Source organism: Streptomyces sp. NPDC002784, assembly GCF_053592135.1.
In genome coordinates this window covers 87,738-103,606 of the sequence record NZ_JBSFVD010000010.1, presented here as the reverse complement: position 1 = coordinate 103,606, position 15,869 = coordinate 87,738, and the positions used below count along the sequence as shown (strand labels likewise).

Below are 15,869 nucleotides of genomic sequence, written 5' to 3'. Positions count from 1 at the left end.
CCTTCTATCGCACACAACGAACGTCACCGGGAATGGTCACTCGTTCGGCTCCGGAACTCGGGCACGGTTCACAGCCTCTCCGGGGGTTAACCCCACCCGAAACCCGGGAGTGGTCCGGATCCCCCTGGGGGACGGGGGTGCATACCGTCGGGAGGGCTTGGGGAAGGTCCGTTTCCAGTGGTGGGGGAGATCGTCGTGGGTCGTCGGGTTGCTGTCGTGGGTGGGGTCGTGGCGCTGGTCGTCGGAGGGCTCGCGGGGTGTGGGGCTTCCGCGGGGGACGACAAGGAGCCCGAGCGGCGGAGTTTCGGGCTGGAGGGCGGTTCGCTGGTCGTCGACTCCGATGACTCGGCGTTGGAGATCGTCGCCTCGGACGCGCATCCGGCCGGGCAGGTCAAGGTGACCCGGTGGTTCGAGGGGTCCGTCGTGATGGGCGGCGAGCCCAAGGTGACGTGGGCGATGGAGGGGGACCGGCTCACTCTGCGGTTGAAGTGTTCCGGGGTGATCGCGGACTGTTCGGCCAAGCACCGGATCGAGGTGCCGCGGGGCGTCGCCGTGGAGGTCGAGGACGGGGACGGCAGCGTGCGGGCGCAGGGGTTCGAGGACGCGCTGAGCATCCGTACGGGTGACGGGTCCGTGCACGTCACCGACTCCAGCGGGCCGCTGCGGCTGCGCACCGGGGACGGCTCCGTGCGCGCCGAGGTCGATTCGCGTGAGGTGCGCGCCCAGACCGGGGACGGGTCGGTGAAGCTCGAACTCGGGGCCGTGCCCGACCTGGTGGAGTCCCGCAGCGGGGACGGTTCCGTGACGATCGAGGTGCCCCGGGCCACGTACCGGGTGACGACCGAGACCGGCGACGGCGGGGTGGATGTCGACGTGCCGCGGGACGAGCGCAGCGCGCATGTGGTGAGCGCGCGGACCGGGGACGGGAAAGTCACGGTGCGAACCGCGAACTAACCGGCCCGTGTGTTCGTCCTTAACCGGTGGGAGAATGACAACGCCGGGCAGGGCGGACCACAGCACGGGAGAGGGATGTGACGGCGACACCTTCGCAGCCGTACTCGCCGTTGGTGCCGCGTGCACCCCGTCCCGTGCGGCAGGCGCTCGTGGACACCGTCGCTCTGCTCGCCCTGCCGCTGGCCGCGGCGCTCGTGCTGCCCGCCGCGTTCGCCGGCGGCGGCACCCGGCGCTGGTTCGGCGGGCGTGCGGAGAACCAGCGGGCCGAGGCGCAGGCGGCGAAGGACGCCGCCGCGGCGGCGTTCTACGAACTCGACACGGCCCAGCGTGATCTGCGGATCTCCATCGAGACCATCACGGCTGTCGACGACTCCCCCGCCGCGCATCGCGCGGTGACCGACTTCGCGGCGATCAGCGGACGTATCGACGCGGCCAGCCAGCAGTACATCGAGGCCGTCGACGCCCATGACCTGGACCGGGACGATCTGGAGTCATCGGTCGCCGCGCAGGCGCGCACCGCGCTGACCCGGGCCAAGGAGGAGCTGGTCCGGGTCAAGGGGGAGCTGGACCGTTTCGAGGACGGGCTGGGGCCGCTGCTGGGGAAGGCGGAGACGCAGCTGGCCCGGCTGGCGCCGGCGGTGGAGCGGGCCCGGCAGGGGCTGCTGGCCGCGTCCAACGCGCTGGACGCCGTACGGTCGTCCGGACTGGCGGCGGACGACCTCGCGGCCCGGCTGGCGGCGCTGGCGCCCGAGCTGACCAAGCTGAACCAGGGCGCCGGGCAGCATGGCGTGCCGCAGACGCTGGAGCGGGCCGAGCGGGTGGCCCGGGAGGCCGAGGCGGTGCGGGTGGAGGCCGACCGGCTGCCGGAGCGGGCGGCCGAGATCGATCACCGGCTGGTGTCGCTGCGGACGCGGGCGCAGGCGCTGACGACCCGTTCCGGGCAGGTGGAGCCGGTGCTGAGCGAGTTGCGGCGGCGGTTCACGGTCGCTTGCTGGCAGGACCTCCAGGGCGTGCCGGACCAGGCCGTGGAGAACGTCCGGCAGGCCGAGCTGAAGCTGAAGGAGGCGCAGGCCGCGCGGGACGAGCAGCGGTGGCCGGATGCGACGGCGCTGCTGTCCACGGCCCGGGCGCTGCTGAACTCGACGGACGAGTCCGTGTCGGCCGCGGGTGACCGGCTGCGGCGGCTGAACGCCGTGCAGAAGGATCCGCGGGGGGAGATCGAGCGCACGCGGTTCGCGATCCGGGACGCGCAGCGGCTGGCGATGGCCGGTCGCCATACGCCGGATCCGCGGCATGCCCGGCCGCTGGACGACTCGGTGGCCCGGCTGGAGCGGGCCATCGGCACGCTGGAGGGGCGGCACCCGGATTACTGGCACTTCCTGACGGAGCTGGAGGGGGTGCGGCAGACGGTGGCCCGGGTGGTGGCGCAGATCCGTGAGGAGCGGGGCGGCTCGGCCGGTTAGCCGTGCGGTCGTATGCCTCGCTGTGACTTCAGTCCGGTCCTCCGTCCGTATGCCTCGCCATGCGTCCGGCCGGTTAGCCTGTTCGTATGCCTCGCTATGAGTATCGGTGCCGGTCCTGCGGTGACACCTTCGAGCTGAGCCGGCCGATGGCCGAGTCCTCCGATCCCGCGGAGTGTCCCGCGGGGCATGGGGACACGGTGAAGCTGCTGTCGACGGTGGCGGTCGGCGGGACGACGAGCGCCCCCGCGCCCCGGGCAAGCGGGGGCGGAGGCGGGGGCTGCTGCGGCGGAGGCTGCTGCAGCTGAAGGGGGCCGAGGCCGGACTACCCCGGCGTCTGTGACTCCCGCAGGAACTCCCTGAGGATCCGCTCCCCGGCCAGCACTCCCCGCTCCGGCAGGGCGGAGATCGTGGGTGCCGTCCAGCCCGCGTCGGCGAGTTCGCCGTGCCCGGGGCGCCAGCCCTTGTCCGCGGCGAGGAGCAGGTCCGCGTCGAGGAGGGAGTCACCGGCCGCGAGGGTGAGGGCGGCGCCGGTGCGTCGCGCCAGTTCGTTCATGGCCGCGCTCTTGGTCAGCGGTTTCGGTACGGCGTAGAGCTTGCGGCCCTGGAGCGAGACGGTCCAGCCGCGGTTCTCCGCCCAGACGGCGAGTTCCTTGACCCAGTCGTCGGGCAGCAGTTCCCGTTCCACGACCAGGTAGGCGAAGAGGTCCTCGGCGACCCGGTGCTTGCGAACCCACAGCGGGTCCGCCGTCGCCATCAGGTGGTCGCGGACCTCGTCGAGGGTGGCGCACTCGTCCGCCAGCCGGGCGTTGACCCGTGCCTGCCACTCGGGGTCGGAGACGCCGTCCACCAGGAGGTGGCCGCCGTTGGCGCAGATCGCGTACTTGGCGGGCGGGCCGGGGAGGTTGATGCGCTGGTACTGCTTGCGGGTGCGGGTGGTGGTGGGGACGAAGAGGGCCGCGTCGCCGAGTTCCGCCAGCAGCTGCGAGGCGGTTTCGGTCATGTAGGACAGCGGCTTGCTCTCGTGCACCTCCACGCACAGCAGCCGGGGTGCCCGCGCGTCCGGCATGGTCAGGGCGAGGGCCGCCGAGGAGTAGATGAGGGTACGGTCCAGATCGCTCGCCACCAGCACCAGCATCAGAGGGTCACCGCCTTGCCGTCGGTGCCGGTCGCGCCGCGCGTGTACTTGGGGTGGATCAACCCTACGCAGGTGTACGGCAGTTCGGCGACCTCCTCCACGGGTACCCCTCTGTGTTCGGCGAGCAGGCGGACATGGTCCAGGTCGGCGCCGGCACCGGCTCGCGCCAGGATCTTCCACGGCACCCGGCGCAGCAGCACGCGGGTGGTCTCGCCGACGCCGGGCTTGACGAGGTTCACGTCGTGGATGCCGTACTCCTCGCTGATGCGCTCGACCGCCGCCCAGCCTTCCCAGGTGGGTGTCCGGTCGGCCGACAGCAGCTCCTTGGCCTGGGCGTCCACCGCGTCGGCGACCTCGGGGAAGCGGGCGGAGACGGCGTCCAGGAAGTACACCGAGACGTCCGCGCCGGCGAGTTCGCGGTAGAACTTCGCGCCGTGGAAGTCGTCGGGGCCCACCAGGTCCGCGCGCAGCACGGTGCGGGAGATCAGGCCGGACACGGTGGAGTTGAGGCAGGCGGAGGGGATGAGGTAGTCCTCGCGGGTGCCGTACGTGCGGACGCAGGAGCCGGGGTCGGCCAGTACCGCGATCTCCGGGTCGAAGCCGGTGATGCCCTCGGTCGCCTCGAACTCCTCGATGGCGGCGGCCAGTTCGCGGGTGATCGCGCCCTTGCCGGTCCAGCCGTCGACGAAGACGACGTCGCGTGGGTCGTGGTGGGCGGCGAGCCAGCGCAGCGCGTTGGCGTCGATGCCGCGTCCGCGGACGATGGAGACGGCGTAGTGCGCCAGGTCCAGGCCGTGGCGGTGCTGGGCCCAGCGGCGCATCAGGACGCCTACGGGGGTGCCGGCGCGGGCCAGCGAGACCAGCACCGGGCGCGGGGAGCGTTCGGCGAGCACGACCTCGGTGACGGCGCCGACCGCCTGGGCGAGCCGGGCCGCGGACTCCTCCAGGGCCGTCCGGAACAGCTCCTGGTACTGCTCGCTCGGCTGGTACTCCACCGGCAGGGACTCCGCGTAGTGGGCGCCGCCGCTCTGGATGGCCTCCTCGCGCTCCTCGGTCGGTGCCTCCAGGGTCACGTCGGACAGGTCCTGGAGCAGCCAGCCGACCTCCTCGGGGGCGTACGAGGAGAAGGCGGGGCCGCGGAGGGGGTCGGGCAGCATCGAGGGCCTTTCGGGTACGTACGAGGGGACGACCGCGAGGAGGACCTGCGGGGTGTGCGCGGTGAGCTGCGCGAGCAGGCCGTCGGGGGCGTGCAGGTGCGGGGTGTCGGCGGTCGAGTCCACCACGGCGATGACGGCGTCGAAGCCGGCGCCGGCGACGTTGTAGGCGTAGCGCTCGCCGGGGCCGTCGGCCGGGTTGTCGTGGGCGGGGAAGGCGAGGCGGCTGCGGATGGCGTAGCCGGGGTCGTCGACGGCGAGGACGGGTGAGCGGGTGGTGGTGGAGTAGCTGACGTCGGCGCCGGTGATCCGCTCCAGTTCGCCGGCGAGGCGGAGGGGGGCGTACATCAGCTCTTCGCAGCCGAGGATGTGCACGCGGTGCGCGTTGTCGGGCAGTGCTTCGGCGAGCCTTGCGGCCATCTCCGGCAGCGCGCTCTCCAGGCGTATTCGGTGGGCGGGGGTGAAGCCGTGCCGTCCGCCGTCGGGGAGGCCGGGGGGCCAGCGCAGGTCGACTCGTTCGACTGCCGGCTGCGGGGCGGTGGGGGCCGGCCGCGCCCCCTCCTCGTACCGGGTGACGAGGTCCTGGCCCTTCTCCAGCACCCCCTCCGGCAACCGCACCGTCCCCGATGCCGCCGCCACCAGGTCCACCCGCGCGCCGATCTCGCGCGCGAACTCCTCCAGCCGCCCGGCATCCGCCGCCGACCGCATGTCGACCAGCGCCACCACCACGTACCGCCGCCGCGGGTACCGCGCATGAAGATCCCGCACGGTGTTCAGCACCGTGTTCCCCGTGGAGAACTCGTCGTCGACCAGGACCAGCGGGCCGTCGCCGGCCAGCAGGGCCGGGTTCTCGGGCAGGAGCAGGTGCGAGGTGGCGTGCGAGTGGGACTCCTCGAAGCCGCCCGCCGGGGTGATCCCCGGGACCGGGCGGCGGGTGGAGTGGAGGTACGGCGCGAGGCCGATGCCGTCGGCGACCGAGTGCCCCAGGCCGGTCGCGGTCTCCGCGTAGCCGACGACGACCGCGGCGGCCGCCTCCTCGTCGCCGAGCAGGTCCCGCACCCGGCGTCCGAGGGCGACGCCGTGGCCGTGGACCACGGCCGGTGACTGCGGTACGTGCTTGCCGAGCACGTGGGAGACGAGCAGATGCGCCCGCTTGGGGTTGCGGCGCAGCGCGAGTCCCAGCAGCTCCTTCAGCGCGTCGTCGCCCTCCAGTTCGACCCCGAGCCGCTGGGCGACCCAGGTGCCGGACCAGACCCCGTTGTTCACTGCCTTGTTCATGCGTCCCTTGGTTTGTCAGGTGTCAGCCGGGGATTCCGGCGGCGAGCAGCTCGACGAAGCCGACGTCCTCGTTGGCGACCCCGAAGACCTCGGCGCGCAGCAGGGTCCGCTCGGCCCAGGCGCGGTGCGGCTTCACCTCGTTCATCTTGTTCGTGTACGCCGAGCGCAGCACGCCCCCGCCGCCGCGCTCGGGCCGCAGGATGTCCTGGGCGTCGCTGTACTCCTCGTGGCTGACCACGGACAGCGCGTGCACGGGCAGGACGTGGGAGGGGTGGATGCAGGTCTTGCCGGTGAGGCCGTTGGCCTGGTCGAGGGCGATCTCGCGGAGCAGGCCGTCCATGGCGTGCTCGATGAGGGCGGCGCGCAGTTCCTCGGCCTGGCCGTCCAGGAAGGGGCTGCGCCGCAGCTGGGGCTTGAACATACGTTCCTGCACGCGGAAGTACTCCCACACCGGGCCGGTCACGGTGAAGCCGGTGCCGTCGGCGCGGCCGAGCATGTTGACCACGTCGGAGATGACGGAGGCGACGATCTGGACGTCGTACGCCGTCATGTCGGGAGCCCGGCGCAGACCGTAGGAGGAGCAGAAGTCGGTCACGCCGAGGCGCAGCGCGAGCACCCTCTCACGATACTTGTCGACCGCTCGGGAGATGCCTTCCAGCGTCTCCACCCGGGACTCGCGGAAGAGCAGCTCGGGGGACTCCAGCACGGGCATGGCGAACACCCGCCGCCCGCTCGCCGCCTCGGCGCTCGCCAGCGCCTCCAGGAAGGGGATGCCGCGTTCCTCGGTGAATTTCGGCAGGACGAACCCGGACAGCAGCCGTACGGCGGGGCCGAGGCGGCGTACCAGGTCGGGGATCTGTTCGGGGGTCCGGACCCGGATGAACAGCAGCGGCAGGTCGGCCCGCTCGCGGGCGGCGAGGTCGGTGAACTGCCGGACGAGATTCTCCTCGCCCGCCGCGACGTCCTCGTCGCCGATCGAGTCCTCCAGGCACAGCACCATCGAGACCACGCCGCGCGCCGCCTGCTTGCGGATGTCCTCGGCGAGGCGGGGCCGGGTGGCCGGGCTGTACAGCGTGGCGCCCAGGGCCGTGGCGAGCAGCCGGGCCGAGGAGTCGGAGTCGAACTCGCACGGCTCCCGGTGGAAGAGGCGCTTCCGCACCGCAGGGGCGATGTGCCCGAAATGACGCATAAAACTCCCCCGTGGTGGCTGTGCCCCCTGTGATGTTCGCAGGTGGCCGGTAATAGTACGTAGATTGCTGTGTCAGGGGTTCCCGGTGGGCATGAATTCCTGGTAACGCGCGTGCGGACACCCACCAGCTGATCAAGTACCCCGCGTTGTCGTGATCACTACCGAGAGGGCAGGATGACCGCATGACGCACGCGATGCTGAAGGGGTCGAACGTCCCGCTCGAAGCCACGACCGTACGTGCCGTGCTCCGCTGGACGCCCGGGCAGGGGGTCCCGGATGTCGATGCCTCGGCACTGCTCCTCGGCCCCGACGGCCGGGTGCGGTCCGACGAGGACTTCGTCTTCTACAACCAGCCCCGCCACCCTTCCGGCAAGGTCTGGCGGCTCGGCAAGAAGCGGGTCGCCGAGGGTCTCACCGACACGATCCAGACAGATCTGTCCGGTGTCGAGGCCGGCGTCAGCCAGATTTATCTGGTCGCTTCGGCCGATGGTGCCACCTTCGACCGCGTACGGTCGCTGCGCATCCTGCTGTACGACGCTTCGGTGGCCGACGGCGAGCCGCTGCTGCACTTCGACATCAAGCCGGAGACGGGCGAGGAGACGGCCCTGATCTGCGGTGAGCTGTACCGCCGCGGCGAGGGCTGGAAGTTCCGCGCCCTGGGCGAGGGCTACTCCAACGGTCTGGAGGGCCTGGCCACGGACTTCGGCATCTCGGTGGAGGAGGCGGAGCAGGCGGCCGCGCAGGAGCCGCCGGAGGAGCCGAGGTCCCAGCCGCTGCCCCCCGAGCAGCCGACCACGGCCGTCCCCCCGCAGCCGTCGTACGGCTACCCCCAGTCCCCGCCCCCGACCCAGCCGGCGTACGGCTATCCCCAGTACGGCCATCCGCCGCCGGTGACCCCGGTCCCGGCGGGAGAGTTCCGCCTCCCGCCGCAGGGCCCGCAGTTCGTCGGACGGTAGGGAAGCGCCCCGTCAGGGGCGCGGGGAACCGCGCGACCAGCCACGGCCGACCCGCGCCCGGGGCCAGGCGTTCACCGCCCCGACTTCGCCTTGTAGCCCCGCCCCCACTGCAACCCCCACCCGTACAGCCGGTCCAGCTCGCCCTGGAACCCGTAGACGAACTTGACCTCGCGGCGGACGAGGATCTCCCCCTTCACGTTCTCGATCATCACCACCGCGCAGGACCGGGCCTGCGGCTGCCGCTCGTCGAGGCCGATCTCGATCCGGGGCCCGTTGCTCGGGTAGAGCGTGACGATGGCCTGGGTCCGGTCGAACGCCGGCGTCTGGTCGTAGATGTAGACGAAGACCAGCAGGCGCTTGATGCTCTCGCGCTGATCGAGGTTGACGTACATCGTCTCCCCGGACCCCGACCCGAACCGGTCGTCCCCGCTGAGCTTGACGTACGGCGGCGCGTTGACGTCCCCCAGGAAGCCGCCCAGCGGCTGGACCACGCCCTTGGTCCCGTCGGTCAGCTCGTACAGGCACCCGAGGTCCAGGTCGACGTTGACCATGCTCTGGCTGTGCCCCACGACCTCCGGCGGCTTGAGCGCCTTGAACGGATGCCGCAGCAGGCTCTCCCGCTGCGGCCCGCCTATGTCGGAGCTGCGCATCCGCCAGGCCAGGTTGATGCGCAGATGCCCGTTGGCCGCGTCCTGCTTGGTGAGGGATACCTGACTGTGCCGCTTGGTCAGCTCGATCGCGTTGGACGACGCACTGCCCGAGTCGAACTGGGCAGAGCCTCCACTCCGGAGCAACCCGTCGAACAAGCCCATTCCCGCCCCCATAGTGCTGTGGACAATCCGACGGGGCGGCCGGAGACCCGGCCGCCCCGCTCAGAAGCGTTCCCTCACGAGGAGGTCGGTCACACCCCGGACGAGACCTCAGTCTTGCCCGGGTTCGAGGCTTTTCCCTCGGCCGCCGCGAGCGCGCGGTTCCGGCGCACCGAGGAGATGAAGGACCAGCCGATCAGGACGACACCGATACCACCGGTGATGAGCTCGCTGATCTCGTACTGGATGGTGATCAGCAGGATCACGGCGAGGGCGCCGATGGCGTAGTGCGCGCCGTGCTCCAGGTAGACGTAGTCGTCGAGGGTGCCCTGGCGGACCAGGTAGACCGTGAGCGAACGGACGTACATCGCGCCGATGCCCAGACCCAGCGCCATCAGCACGATGTCGTTGGTGATGGCGAAGGCGCCGATCACGCCGTCGAAGGAGAAGGACGCGTCCAGGACCTCCAGGTAGAGGAACATGAAGAACGCGGCCTTGCCGGCCAGCGCCACCGCCGAGCGGGGCTTGCCCTCGCGCTCGGCCGCCTCCTCCGCCTCGTGCTCGCGCTCCTCCTCTTCCTCCAGCTTGCCCTCGAAGTAGCCGGAGAGACCGCCGACCACCATGTAGGTGATCAGGCCGCCGATGCCGGAGAGGAGAACCGTCTCTGCCTTGTTCTCGGGACCCGCGTGCAGATGGGCGTGGGTGGCGAAGGTCATGGCGGTGCCCAGCAGCACCGCCAGCGCGACGCAGACCGACAGCATGTCGACCTTGCCGAGCTTGGACAGCGGGCGCTCCAGCCAGCCCAGCCACTTGATGTCACGGTCCTCGAAGATGAAGTCGAGGAAGATCATCAGCAGGAACATGCCACCGAAGGCCGCGATCGCCGGGTGGGCGTCGGTGACGAGCTGCTCGTAACGGTCCTTGTCGGTCAGAGCGAGGTCGACGGCCTCGATCGGACCCATCGACGCGCTGACGGCGACGATGACGACAGGGAAGACCAGTCGCATGCCGAAGACTGCGATCAGGATGCCGATGGTGAGGAAGATCTTCTGCCAGAAGGCATTCATCTTCTTCAGGATTCCGGCGTTGACCACCGCGTTGTCGAAGGACAGCGAGATCTCCAGCACGGAGAGGATCGCCACGATGCCGAAGGCGGTCCACCCCCCGAAGAGGACCGCTGCGACGAGGCCGAGCGCGGTGACCGCGAACGACCAGCCGAAGGTTTTCAGAACCACTGGCTACCCAATCCTGTATGTACGGGTCTCCCCCGCTGCCGTACTCGGCTTTACAAACTTTTGAAGCCGCAGTCTAGTCGGCGCCCCCTGGTACCCCACGCGGCCCCGGCTTTTGCTCATATCGCGTTACGAGACGTTGACCCCGAAGTCCAGGGCGATGCCCCGCAGACCCGAGGCGTACCCCTGGCCCACCGCCCGGAACTTCCACTCGCCCTGGTAGCGGTAGACCTCGCCGAAGATCATCGCCGTCTCGGTGGAGGCGTCCTCGCTGAGGTCGTACCGGGCGAGCTCCTGGCCGTCGGCCTGGTTCACCACCCGGATGAAGGCGTTGCTCACCTGCCCGAAGGTCTGACCCCGCTCGTCCGCCATGTGGATGGAGACCGGGAAGACGATCTTGTCGCACTGGGCGGGCACCTTGGAGAGGTCGATCACCAGCGACTCGTCGTCGCCGTCGCCCTCACCGGTGAGGTTGTCACCGGTGTGCTCCACGGAGCCGTCCGGGCTCTTGAGCTGGTTGTAGAACACGAACCACTCGTCGCCCATCACCCGTCCGCCGGTGCACATCAGCGCGCTGGCGTCCAGGTCGAAGGGGGCTCCGGTGGTGGAGCGCGCGTCCCAGCCGAGCCCGATCTTCACCTGGGTGAGGTTCGGTGCGGCCTTGGACAGGGAGACATTGCCCCCCTTGGCAAGCGTGACGCCCATAATGCTGTTCCTCCCCAGGTCAAGCTTCTTTGGTTGTTTCCCTGCGCGTCCGGCGCCGCACGCAAACCGTGCGGCGCCGGGCGGTTGGAGCGCGATCGGTGCTGGGCTCAGACGTTCACGCCGAAGTCCTGCGCGATGCCGCGCAGGCCCGAGGCGTAGCCCTGGCCGATGGCGCGGAACTTCCACTCCGCGCCGTGGCGGTAGAGCTCACCGAAGACCATGGCGGTCTCGGTGGAGGCGTCCTCGCTGAGGTCGTAGCGGGCGATCTCGGCGCCGCCGGCCTGGTTGGCGACGCGGATGAACGCGTTGCGCACCTGGCCGAAGGACTGCTGGCGGTTCTCGGCGTCGTAGATCGACACCGGGAAGACGATCTTCTCGACGTCGGCCGGGACGTTCGCCAGGTCGACCTTGATCTGCTCGTCGTCGCCCTCGCCCTCACCGGTGAGGTTGTCACCGGTGTGCTCGACCGAGCCGTCGGGGCTCTTGAGGTTGTTGAAGAAGATGAAGTGCGCGTCGCTCGCGACCTTGCCGGACGAGTTCAGCAGCAGCGCGCTGGCGTCCAGGTCGAAGTCGGTGCCGGTCGTGGTGCGGATGTCCCACCCCAGACCGACGATGACCGCGGTGAGGCCGGGGGCCTCCTTGGTCAGCGATACGTTGCCGCCCTTGCTGAGGCTGACTCCCACGAGTCCTCCATTGGTGTCCAGGGGCGGGGAGCCCCGCCATGCGTTTGGTACCGGATCAACGAGTCGATCCTAGTAAGGGGTTCCCGTGGGCCGCAGGCCCTGGGGCCCACGAATCACAGGGTGTCGAGCGCCTTGACGTAGTCGTTCAGGTCACGGGCGTCCGGCAGGCCGTTGACGACGGTCCAGCGGACGACGCCCTCCTTGTCGATGACGAAGGTGCCGCGCACCGCGCAGCCCTTGTCCTCCGCGAAGACGCCGTAGGCACGGGACACCTCGCCGTGCGGCCAGAAGTCGCTGAGCAGGGGGTACTCGAAGCCCTCCTGCTCGGCGAAGACGCGCAGGGTGGGGACGGAGTCGTTGGAGACGGCGAGCAGCTGGGTGTCGCGGTCGGCGAACTTCGGCAGGTTGTCGCGCAGCTCGCACAGCTCGCCGGTGCACACGCCGGTGAAGGCGAACGGGTAGAAGAGCAGCACCACGTTCCGGTGACCGCGGAAATCGGACAGCCGCACGGCGCGGCCGTGGTTGTCCTTGAGTTCGAAGTCGGGGGCCTTTTCGCCGACCTGGAGGGCCATGTCCGGCTTGTCCCTTCGATGGGGCTGTTCGGGTGTCGGAGCCACCCTACGCAGGGATCCCGAAGGGCCCCCGGACGGGGCCGACCGAAGCCGGCTGCCCGTCCGGTGCCTGGTGGAGGATTACTTCTTCGTGGACTTCGCCGCCTTCGGCGTCACCAGTCGGCTGCCGCTCCAGTCCTTGCCGACACTGACGCTCTTGGACGCGGACAGTCCGGCCGTCGTCGCGGCTTCGGAGATGTCGCTCGGCTCTACGTAGCCGTCGCGTCCGGTCTTGGGTGTCAGCAGCAGGATCGAGCCGCCCTCCTCGATGTACGTGGTGGCGTCCACCAGCGCATCTGTCAGGTCGCCGTCCTCGTCGCGGAACCACAGCACCACGGCATCGGCGACGTCGTCGTAGTCCTCGTCCACGAGATCGCTGCCGATGACTTCCTCAATGGCCTCGCGGAGTTCCTGGTCTACGTCCTCGTCGTAGCCGATCTCCTGGACCACCTGCTCGGGCTGGAACCCCAGCCTGACGGCAGGGTTCGTCCGCTCCTCCGCGTGGTCCGCGGTCGCGCTCACGGGTTGCCTCCTGATCATGTCTTCGGGAATAACTCAGCCACGCGCGTGCGCGAAGCCTGGCCGTAGTCCACACGGGCGGGGCGGATCGCGCAAGTACCCGGCCTCCGAGACCGCCGAAACGGTGACGTTCCGGGCTGTGTCACCGCGATTCCCGCCGTGGCGTCACACTCCAAGGTGACACACGCCACACCGTTCTGCCCTCTTTGCGCTTTTGGGAACCCTCCGGGGGGACCAGGCTTGGATTACCTCGCAGTAGAGATGACGTTTGCCGTCCCGAGGTACACGATGGGGAACGGCGCAGGCAGTGCAAAACCCCAGAAACATGCCCCGAAGCAAGCCCCGAATACCAGCCCTCTGACAGGTAAGGACCAGCGTGGCTTCCGGATCCGATCGCAATCCGATCATCATTGGCGGCCTTCCGAGTCAGGTTCCTGACTTCGATCCCGAGGAAACCCAGGAGTGGCTCGACTCCCTCGACGCCGCCGTGGACGAGCGCGGCCGTGAGCGGGCCCGCTATCTGATGCTCCGGCTGATCGAGCGGGCCCGCGAGAAGCGCGTGGCCGTGCCCGAGATGCGCAGCACGGACTACGTCAACACGATCGCGACCAAGGACGAGCCGTTCTTCCCCGGCAACGAGGAGATCGAGCGCAAGATCCTCAACGCGACCCGCTGGAACGCCGCGGTCATGGTGTCCCGGGCCCAGCGCCCCGGCATCGGCGTGGGCGGCCACATCGCCACCTTCGCCTCCTCCGCCTCCCTGTACGACGTGGGCTTCAACCACTTCTTCCGGGGCAAGGACGAGGGCGACGGCGGCGACCAGGTCTTCTTCCAGGGACACGCCTCGCCGGGCATCTACGCCCGCGCCTTCCTGCTGGACCGGCTCAGCGAGGAGAACCTGGACGCGTTCCGCCAGGAGAAGTCCAGGGCGCCGCACGGGCTGTCGTCGTACCCGCACCCGCGGCTGATGCCGGACTTCTGGGAGTTCCCGACCGTGTCGATGGGCCTCGGCCCGATCGGCGCGATCTACCAGGCGCGGATGAACCGCTACATGGAGGCGCGCGGGATCGCGGACACCTCCAAGTCGCAGGTGTGGGCGTTCCTCGGGGACGGCGAGATGGACGAGCCGGAGTCGCTCGGCCAGCTGTCCATCGCGGCCCGGGAGGGCCTGGACAACCTGACGTTCGTCGTCAACTGCAACCTCCAGCGGCTCGACGGCCCGGTGCGCGGCAACGGCAAGATCATCCAGGAGCTGGAGTCGATCTTCCGGGGCGCCGGCTGGAACGTGATCAAGCTGGTCTGGGACCGCACCTGGGACCCGCTGCTGGCCCAGGACCGGGACGGTGTGCTGGTCAACCGGATGAACACCACCCCGGACGGGCAGTTCCAGACGTACGCCACCGAGACCGGCGCGTACATCCGCGACCACTTCTTCGGCGACGACCACCGGCTGCGCGCGATGGTCGAGAACATGACCGACGACCAGATCCTGCACCTGGGCCGTGGCGGTCACGACCACAAGAAGATCTACGCGGCCTTCGCGGCGGCCAAGGCGCACAAGGGCCAGCCGACCGTGATCCTGGCCAAGACGATCAAGGGCTGGACGCTGGGCCCGAACTTCGAGGGCCGCAACGCCACGCACCAGATGAAGAAGCTGACGGTCGACGACCTCAAGCGCTTCCGGGACCGCCTCCACCTGCCGATCTCCGACAAGGAGCTGGAGTCCGGCGCGCCGCCGTACTACCACCCCGGCCGGGACACGGAGGAGATCCAGTACATGCACGACCGCCGCCAGGCGCTCGGCGGGTACGTCCCGACCCGTGTCGTGCGCGCGAAGCCGCTTCCGCTGCCCGAGGACAAGACGTACGCGACCGTGAAGAAGGGCTCGGGCCAGCAGTCGATCGCGACGACCATGGCCTTCGTCCGGCTCCTCAAGGACCTCATGCGGGACAAGGAGATCGGCAGGCGGTTCGTGCTGATCGCGCCGGACGAGTACCGCACGTTCGGCATGGACTCGTTCTTCCCGAGCGCGAAGATCTACAACCCGCTCGGGCAGCAGTACGAGGCGGTCGACCGTGAGCTGCTGCTGGCCTACAAGGAGGCGCCGACCGGGCAGATGCTGCACGACGGCATCTCGGAGGCGGGCTGCACGGCCTCGCTGATCGCGGCGGGTTCGGCGTACGCCACGCACGGCGAGCCGCTGATCCCGGTCTACGTCTTCTACTCGATGTTCGGTTTCCAGCGGACCGGCGACCAGTTCTGGCAGATGGCGGACCAGCTCTCGCGCGGCTTCGTGCTCGGGGCGACCGCCGGCCGCACGACCCTGACCGGTGAGGGGCTGCAGCACGCCGACGGCCACTCGCAGCTGCTGGCGTCGACCAACCCGGGCTGTGTGGCGTACGACCCGGCCTTCGGGTTCGAGATCGCGCACATCGTGCAGGACGGTCTGCGGCGGATGTACGGCCCGACCGCGGACGGCCGGCCCGGCGAGGACGTCTTCTACTACCTCACCGTCTACAACGAGCCGATCCAGCACCCGGCCGAGCCGGAGAACGTGGACGCCGAGGGCATCCTCAAGGGCATCCACCGCTTCAGCGAGGGCACGTCCGGGTCGGTCCCGGCGCAGATCATGGCGTCCGGTGTCGCGGTGCCGTGGGCCCTGGAGGCCCAGCGGATCCTCGCCGAGGAGTGGAACGTGAAGGCCGACGTCTGGTCGGCGACCTCCTGGAACGAGCTGCGGCGCGAGGCCGTGGCGTGCGAGGAGCACAACCTGCTGCATCCCGAGGAGGAGCAGCGGGTGCCGTACGTGACCCGGAAACTCGCCGGGGCCGAGGGCCCCTTCGTGGCGGTGTCCGACTGGATGCGGTCGGTTCCGGACCAGATCGCGCGGTGGGTGCCGGGGACGTACCAGTCGCTGGGCGCGGACGGCTTCGGCTTCGCCGACACCCGGGGCGCGGCCCGGCGGTTCTTCCACATCGACGCCCAGTCGATCGTGGTGGCCGTGCTCACGGAGCTGGCGAAGGAGGGGAAGGTGGACCGCTCGGCGCTGAAGCAGGCGATCGACCGGTACCAGCTGCTGGACGTGTCGGCGGCGGATCCCGGCGCCGCGGGCGGCGACGCGTAGCGCCCCGCTCGGGGACGACTGGAGGGCCGAGGGGCGACTGCCACCCGGCCCTCCGGC

The 15,869-nt window shown here is 70.0% G+C and carries 14 protein-coding genes; 5 read left to right on the top strand and 9 right to left on the bottom strand.

Annotation, left to right across the window (positions count from 1 at the left end; all coding sequences use genetic code 11):
* Positions 1-216: 216 nt before the first annotated feature.
* From ACWD1Z_RS19575 to ACWD1Z_RS19565, 3 genes are all read left to right on the top strand, one after another.
* Positions 217-954 carry a DUF4097 family beta strand repeat-containing protein gene (locus tag ACWD1Z_RS19575; protein WP_451120185.1) on the top strand — a complete coding sequence of 246 codons (738 nt, stop codon included), beginning with the start codon at positions 217-219 and terminating at the stop codon, positions 952-954.
* Between the two features lie 77 nt (positions 955-1,031).
* Positions 1,032-2,417, top strand: a complete 1,386-nt coding sequence (locus tag ACWD1Z_RS19570; protein WP_451120183.1) for a hypothetical protein — start codon at positions 1,032-1,034, stop codon at positions 2,415-2,417.
* A gap of 86 nt (positions 2,418-2,503) precedes the next feature.
* Entirely contained in the window at positions 2,504-2,722 is a 219-nt protein-coding gene (locus ACWD1Z_RS19565; protein WP_389416272.1) for an FmdB family zinc ribbon protein, read from the top strand.
* 17 nt (positions 2,723-2,739) lie between these two features.
* Here the strand turns inward: ACWD1Z_RS19565 and ACWD1Z_RS19560 are convergent, their stop codons facing one another.
* Genes ACWD1Z_RS19560 through ACWD1Z_RS19550 form a run of 3 tightly spaced genes read right to left on the bottom strand, consistent with a single transcriptional unit; the run spans position 2,740 to position 7,173 of the window.
* On the bottom strand, positions 2,740-3,552 hold the full coding sequence (locus tag ACWD1Z_RS19560) for an HAD family hydrolase (RefSeq protein ID WP_451120181.1): 813 nt from the start codon (positions 3,550-3,552) through the stop codon (positions 2,740-2,742).
* Entirely contained in the window at positions 3,552-5,984 is a 2,433-nt protein-coding gene (locus ACWD1Z_RS19555; protein WP_451120179.1) for a phosphoribosyltransferase, read from the bottom strand. The genes ACWD1Z_RS19560 and ACWD1Z_RS19555 overlap by 1 nt, the downstream gene beginning before the upstream one ends.
* 22 nt (positions 5,985-6,006) lie before the next feature.
* The gene (locus ACWD1Z_RS19550; protein ID WP_451120177.1) at positions 6,007-7,173 is read right to left on the bottom strand and encodes an HpcH/HpaI aldolase/citrate lyase family protein; all 1,167 of its coding nucleotides are present in this window, start codon (positions 7,171-7,173) and stop codon (positions 6,007-6,009) included.
* Between the two features lie 182 nt (positions 7,174-7,355).
* On the opposite strand from ACWD1Z_RS19550, the gene ACWD1Z_RS19545 reads away from it, so the two are divergent.
* Positions 7,356-8,129, top strand: a complete 774-nt coding sequence (locus ACWD1Z_RS19545; RefSeq protein ID WP_451120175.1) for a TerD family protein — start codon at positions 7,356-7,358, stop codon at positions 8,127-8,129.
* A 71-nt stretch (positions 8,130-8,200) separates the two neighbouring features.
* Here ACWD1Z_RS19545 and ACWD1Z_RS19540 read toward each other — a convergent pair whose 3' ends face one another.
* From ACWD1Z_RS19540 to ACWD1Z_RS19515, 6 genes are all read right to left on the bottom strand, one after another.
* Complete coding sequence (locus ACWD1Z_RS19540; protein ID WP_451120173.1) at positions 8,201-8,941, bottom strand: TerD family protein; 741 nt, start codon at positions 8,939-8,941, stop codon at positions 8,201-8,203.
* An 89-nt stretch (positions 8,942-9,030) separates the two neighbouring features.
* On the bottom strand, positions 9,031-10,173 hold the full coding sequence (locus tag ACWD1Z_RS19535) for a DUF475 domain-containing protein (RefSeq protein ID WP_451120171.1): 1,143 nt from the start codon (positions 10,171-10,173) through the stop codon (positions 9,031-9,033).
* A gap of 126 nt (positions 10,174-10,299) precedes the next feature.
* Positions 10,300-10,875, bottom strand: a complete 576-nt coding sequence (locus tag ACWD1Z_RS19530; RefSeq protein ID WP_389416265.1) for a TerD family protein — start codon at positions 10,873-10,875, stop codon at positions 10,300-10,302.
* A 107-nt stretch (positions 10,876-10,982) separates the two neighbouring features.
* Positions 10,983-11,558, bottom strand: a complete 576-nt coding sequence (locus ACWD1Z_RS19525; protein WP_250078559.1) for a calcium homeostasis/redox stress adaptation protein — start codon at positions 11,556-11,558, stop codon at positions 10,983-10,985.
* A 113-nt stretch (positions 11,559-11,671) separates the two neighbouring features.
* Positions 11,672-12,130 carry a peroxiredoxin gene (locus ACWD1Z_RS19520; RefSeq protein ID WP_451120168.1) on the bottom strand — a complete coding sequence of 153 codons (459 nt, stop codon included), beginning with the start codon at positions 12,128-12,130 and terminating at the stop codon, positions 11,672-11,674.
* A 120-nt stretch (positions 12,131-12,250) separates the two neighbouring features.
* Positions 12,251-12,691, bottom strand: coding sequence for a DUF3052 domain-containing protein (locus ACWD1Z_RS19515; RefSeq protein WP_328871073.1), 441 nt, complete (start codon positions 12,689-12,691; stop codon positions 12,251-12,253).
* 373 nt (positions 12,692-13,064) lie between these two features.
* Here ACWD1Z_RS19515 and aceE point away from each other — a divergent pair, with 373 nt between their 5' ends.
* Positions 13,065-15,812, top strand: coding sequence for a pyruvate dehydrogenase (acetyl-transferring), homodimeric type (aceE, locus tag ACWD1Z_RS19510; protein ID WP_451120166.1), 2,748 nt, complete (start codon positions 13,065-13,067; stop codon positions 15,810-15,812).
* Positions 15,813-15,869 lie beyond the last annotated feature (57 nt).

Coding starts and splice junctions, on each gene's coding strand:
- ACWD1Z_RS19550 (WP_451120177.1), bottom strand. CDS start 7,173: ATGCGTCATTTCGGGCACATCGCCCCTGCGGTGCGGAAGCGCCTCTTC.
- ACWD1Z_RS19520 (WP_451120168.1), bottom strand. CDS start 12,130: ATGGCCCTCCAGGTCGGCGAAAAGGCCCCCGACTTCGAACTCAAGGAC.
- ACWD1Z_RS19530 (WP_389416265.1), bottom strand. CDS start 10,875: ATGGGCGTCACGCTTGCCAAGGGGGGCAATGTCTCCCTGTCCAAGGCC.
- ACWD1Z_RS19545 (WP_451120175.1), top strand. CDS start 7,356: ATGACGCACGCGATGCTGAAGGGGTCGAACGTCCCGCTCGAAGCCACG.
- ACWD1Z_RS19555 (WP_451120179.1), bottom strand. CDS start 5,984: ATGAACAAGGCAGTGAACAACGGGGTCTGGTCCGGCACCTGGGTCGCC.
- ACWD1Z_RS19540 (WP_451120173.1), bottom strand. CDS start 8,941: ATGGGCTTGTTCGACGGGTTGCTCCGGAGTGGAGGCTCTGCCCAGTTC.
- ACWD1Z_RS19565 (WP_389416272.1), top strand. CDS start 2,504: ATGCCTCGCTATGAGTATCGGTGCCGGTCCTGCGGTGACACCTTCGAG.
- ACWD1Z_RS19560 (WP_451120181.1), bottom strand. CDS start 3,552: ATGCTGGTGCTGGTGGCGAGCGATCTGGACCGTACCCTCATCTACTCC.